The sequence below is a fragment of the Pseudomonas sp. DrBHI1 genome (assembly GCF_002205115.1).
GTDB classification, from domain to species: domain Bacteria; phylum Pseudomonadota; class Gammaproteobacteria; order Pseudomonadales; family Pseudomonadaceae; genus Aquipseudomonas; species Aquipseudomonas mosselii.
In genome coordinates, this window is sequence record NZ_NIBE01000043.1 from 1 (window position 1) to 4,642 (window position 4,642).

At 64.3% G+C, this 4,642-nt stretch carries 4 protein-coding genes; 2 read left to right on the forward strand and 2 right to left on the reverse strand.

Annotated elements, in window-relative coordinates:
* Nucleotides 1-157: 157 nt before the first annotated feature.
* Nucleotides 158-1,582, reverse strand: coding sequence for a PLP-dependent aminotransferase family protein (locus CC207_RS06755; protein WP_062361059.1), 1,425 nt, complete (start codon nucleotides 1,580-1,582; stop codon nucleotides 158-160).
* Nucleotides 1,583-2,021: 439 nt separating this feature from the next.
* Between CC207_RS06755 and CC207_RS06760 the strand changes: the two genes are divergently transcribed.
* The gene (locus CC207_RS06760; RefSeq protein WP_062361060.1) at nucleotides 2,022-3,431 is read left to right on the forward strand and encodes an amino acid permease; all 1,410 of its coding nucleotides are present in this window, start codon (nucleotides 2,022-2,024) and stop codon (nucleotides 3,429-3,431) included.
* A 153-nt stretch (nucleotides 3,432-3,584) separates the two neighbouring features.
* Complete coding sequence (gene tam, locus CC207_RS06765; protein ID WP_062361062.1) at nucleotides 3,585-4,361, forward strand: trans-aconitate 2-methyltransferase; 777 nt, start codon at nucleotides 3,585-3,587, stop codon at nucleotides 4,359-4,361.
* Here the strand turns inward: tam and CC207_RS06770 are convergent.
* The coding region (locus CC207_RS06770) for a DUF2784 domain-containing protein (protein ID WP_088851777.1) at nucleotides 4,338-4,642 on the reverse strand (305 nt) is incomplete at its 5' end. The two genes, tam and CC207_RS06770, sit on opposite strands and share 24 nt — an antisense overlap.

A 4,642-nucleotide genomic window follows, 5' to 3' on the forward strand; every position in this document is an offset into this window, starting at 1 on the left:
GGGCAGGTCACGCAAGGGTTTCTTTTTGGTTGGCATACATGCACCTCTTACTCATGTTATGCCCGAACACAAAATTTCTGACACCCTCAGCCCGCTCCCACTGTTGTGATACAACCTGTGGGAGCGGGCTTGCCCCGCGATTGCGGTGGTAGGGGTGTTACACCCCGCCCCGGCGAACATGCTTGACCAGCACCTTCTCCAACAACTCCCACATCGCCGGATCGGTGCTGAACGCCACATTGAAACGCATCCACCCGGTGGCCTTGGCGTCGACCATGAATAGCTGTCCGGGCCCGAGCATGATGCCTTTCTCCAGGGCATCGTCCAGCAGCGCGGCGCTGTCGGGGATCGCCGGATGGCGGGTCCAGATATACATCCCCTCGTCCGATTCGATGAACAGCTCGAAGCCCAGCCGGTGCAGGTGCCGCCCCACTTCCTGATGCGCCTCGGCCAAGCGCTGGCGCAGGCGCTTGAGGTGCTTGCGCCAGCGACCGTCGATGATTGCGGCGTACACCACCCGCTCCATCACCTGCGAGGTGGTCAGGCCTGAGCGCATCTTCAGGTGCAGCAGTTGCTGGGTCAGTTCGGGGTTCGCCAGTAGGTAGCCGACCCGCACGTTGGGCGAGATGCTTTTCGAGTAGCTGCCCACGTACACCACCTGCTGCAGGTGGTCGAGGCTGGCCAGGCACGGCAGCGGGTCGGCGATCATGTCGGCGTAGAGGTTGTTCTCCACCAGCCGGAAGCCATGCTGGCTGGCCAGTTGCAGCAGGCGGTGCAGTTGCGCCAGCGGGGTGCGCGAGCAGGTCGGGCTGTGCAGGTGCGGCTGGGTGAAGAACGCCGTGGGGCGGTGGTGGGCCAACAGGCGCTCGAGCTGGTCGAGGTCGTAGCCCGCCGGGGTACGCGGCACACCCACCAGGGTGGCGCCCTGGGTGCGCAGGATGCTCATCAGGTTGGGGTAGCCGGGGTCGTCCACCAGCACCACGTCGCCGGGGCGCACCAAGGTGCGCACGGCCAGGTCCAGAGCCTGGCTGGCGCCGTGGGTGAGCATCAGCTGCGCCGGGTTGGCGACGATCGACAGTTCCTGCTGCAGGTTCTGCGCGGTCAGCGCGCGCAGCTCCGGCAGGCCCAGGGGGTCGCCGTAGCCGGACAGCTCCAGCGGGCTGCCGGCGACCTGGCGCAGGCCGCGACGCAGGCCTTCCTCGTACATCCAGTCGTTGGGCAGCCAGCCGCAACCGGGCTTGAACGGCAACTGACGGATCTCGAAGATCTGCTGCAGGTACCACTCGGAATTGAAGGTGGGGCGACTGGTGTCGACCTCGACGTTGTGCTTTTCCAGTAGCTCGTTCGCCGCACGATTGACGAAGAACCCCGCATTGCCCTTGCTTACCAGCAAGCCCTGGGCCACCAGCCGGTCGTAGGCCTCGACCACGGTGAAGGTGCTCACCGAGTAGGTCGAGGCGAACGCCCGGATCGACGGGACCTTGGCCCCGGGCTTGAGCGTCTGGTCGTCGATCAGCGCGCGCAGTCCGTCGATGATCTGGTTGACCAGCGGGGTGGAGGAGTCCGGATGGAGCTGGAGCATTCGGGGGCCTTCAGGTGTGCGCGGCGCCAGGCGCCTGCAGGGGTATCGCGGGTGTATTGCATCGGCGGCCTGTACAGTGCAGTGCGTTTTTCATGCCGCTGTGCATGGCTCTATGTGTTCGACATTTTTACATTACGTGTCAGATATAGCCAACACAGCACGTACCAGCGCCATGAATAATCACAACATCGCTGCTTTGCCGTCGGGGTTTGCCCCGCACCTTCTTTTCGCCTGGCCGGACGCCTCTCGTCCGTCCCCAGCATGGTTCAGTTCGTCCAGAGGGTTGCCTCTGGCCGCGTAAGCAGGCCGCCACGGATGGCCTGCGTGTGCTCGCGCACACCTCCCTGCCCGCAGTAGCACTGATGTACAGGTGAGACCGATAACCATCGGGGTTTCACAGTTTTTCCTTGGATAAAAAGAAGCACGGGGTAAATAACTGATGGACGCAACATCCACATCCACCACCGCGAAGGACGGGCACGAGAGCAAGCTCAGTGCCTCGCTCAAGTCGCGCCACCTGACGATGATGTCCATCGCCGGGGTGATCGGCGGCGCCTTGTTCGTCGGTTCCGGCAGTGTCATCCACAGCGCCGGCCCGGCCGCTGTGCTGGCGTACCTCGCCGGCGGCATCCTGGTGGTGCTGATCATGCGTATGCTCGGCGAAATGGCGACCTCCTCGCCGGACACCGGCTCGTTCTCCACCTACGCCGACCGCGCCATTGGCCGCTGGGCCGGTTTCACCATCGGCTGGCTGTACTGGTGGTACTGGGTGATCCTCATGGCCTGGGAGGCCTACGTGGCGGGCAAGATCCTGCACGGTTTCTTCCCCGACGTGAGCGTCAACGTGTTCGTGCTGGCCACGACGCTGCTGCTGATCACCGTCAACTTCTTCAACGTCAAGCACTATGGCGAGTTCGAGTTCTGGTTCGCGCTGATCAAGGTGGTGGCGATCGTCTGCTTCCTGGTGGTGTGCACCGCCGCGGTGATGAACATCTGGCAGTTCGGTGAAGTGCGCGGTATTACCCACCTGACCGCCGAAGGCTTCATGCCCAACGGCATCACCACGGTGATCGGCGCCTTGCTGGGGGTGATGTTCGCTTTCCTCGGCGCCGAGATCGTCACCATTGCCGCCTCAGAGGCGAAGGACCCGGCCACCCAGATCGTCAAGGCGACCAACTCGGTGGTGTGGCGTGTGTGCCTGTTCTACGTCGGCTCGATCTTCCTGATCGTCTGCCTGGTGCCGTGGAACGACCCGCAACTGGGTGTCTCCGGCTATGGTGCCTACCGCCGTACCCTGGAACTGCTGGGCGTGCCGTATGCCGAGCTGCTGATGAACTTCGTGGTGCTCACCTCGGTGAGCAGCTGCCTGATCTCCGGCCACTACACCGCTTCGCGCATGCTGTTCTCCCTGGCTCAGCGTGGCGACGCGCCGCGCCTATTCACGTTCACCCGCACCGGTACCGGCGTCCCGGTGAACGCGATCATCGGCTCGTGCCTGGTGGCGGTGTTCTGCGCGCTGATCAACTTCAGTGACACCCTGCGGCCAAAGGACGTGCTGGAAACCCTGATGAACACCACTGGCATGATTGCCCTGCTGGTGTACCTGGTGATCGCCTTCTCGCAGCTGCGCATGCGCCGCAAGCTGATCGCCGAGGGCAAGGAAGTGCGCCTGAAGATGTGGCTGTTCCCATGGCTGACCTACCTGGTGATCGTGTTCATCGTGGCGGCCCTGGTGACCATGGCCTTCATGCCTGACTACCAGATCCTGGTGATTTCCACCGGTATCGCCGCAGCCATCGTGGTGGCCATGGGCGTGGTGCACCAGATCCGTAGCGCCAAGCGTCACTGATTGCGCTGGTGCCTTTGGCAACGGCCGGTCCCTTTCGAGGGACCGGCCGTTTTCGTTTGTTGGCAAAACCTTGTTTGCCAGTCAGATCATCCTTACGTTGCAGCATGCCGACATGGCTTATGCTGCACATAATTGCCCTACTAGGAGTCGCCCATGGTCTGGTCCGCCACCCAGTATTCGTTGTTCGAGGATGAACGCACCCGCGCCGTGCGTGATCTGCTGGCCGCCGTGCCGGCGCGTCCGGCGCGGCATGCCACGGACCTGGGCTGCGGCCCGGGCAACTCCACCGAGGTGTTACTGCAACGCTGTCCCGATGCCCAGGTCCTGGCCCTGGACAGCGATCCGGACATGATCGACAAGGCTCGGCAGCGGCCACGGCTGAGCATTCCACGGGTGCGTTGCGAGATTGGCGAGATCGCCAGCTGGACCGCCCACGAGCCCCAGGACCTGATCCTGGCCAACGCGTCTTTGCAGTGGGTGCCGGACCACGCCAGCCTCTACCCGCACCTGGTGCGGCAACTGGGCGAGGGCGCCAGCCTGGCCGTGCAGACCCCCGATAACCTCGACGAGCCGGCTCACCGCCAGTTGCGCGAGATCGCCAGCCAGGGGCCCTGGGCTGGCAAGTTCGCCGATTTCTGCCTGCCGCCGCGGCACAACGCCGGGTTCTACTACGACCTGCTCAGCCCGCTGTGCGCACGGGTGGATGTGTGGCGTACCACCTATCACCACCCGCTGGTCGGCGGCGCCGAAGCGGTGGTGGAGTGGTTCAAGGGCTCGGCGTTGCGGCCTTACCTGGCGCGGTTGGATGAGCAGGAGCAGGCGAGTTTCCTGCAGCTTTACTTGCAGGCCATGCAGCGTGACTACCCGCCGGCCAGCGATGGCCGGGTGTTGTTGCCGTTCCCGCGGTTATTCGTGGTGGCGACGCGCTAGGCGCCAGAGCACGCAGGTGTAGATGCCGAGGTTGAGCAGCAGTACGACGGTGCCCAGCCACAGCTGGATTTGCGGGGTCAAGCCGGCGGGGTAGATCACTGGCCAGATGTAGTGTTCGACGAAGCCGCCGTGGTAGCCGGCGTCGCCGGCGGTTTTGCGCAGGTGGTTTTCCCAGTCGGTCAGGGGGCACTCCAGGTGCAGGCCTTCCACGGCCAGGCCCCAGGCGAGGGCGGGGAGGTGGATCAGCAGGGCGCGGCGGCGCCAGAGCACCAGCAGGCCGC

Bases quoted from the DNA above. Each gene is read 5' to 3' on its own strand.
- CC207_RS06760 (WP_062361060.1), top strand. From the start codon at position 2,022: ATGGACGCAACATCCACATCCACCACCGCGAAGGACGGGCACGAGAGC.
- CC207_RS06755 (WP_062361059.1), bottom strand. From the start codon at position 1,582: ATGCTCCAGCTCCATCCGGACTCCTCCACCCCGCTGGTCAACCAGATC.
- tam (WP_062361062.1), top strand. From the start codon at position 3,585: ATGGTCTGGTCCGCCACCCAGTATTCGTTGTTCGAGGATGAACGCACC.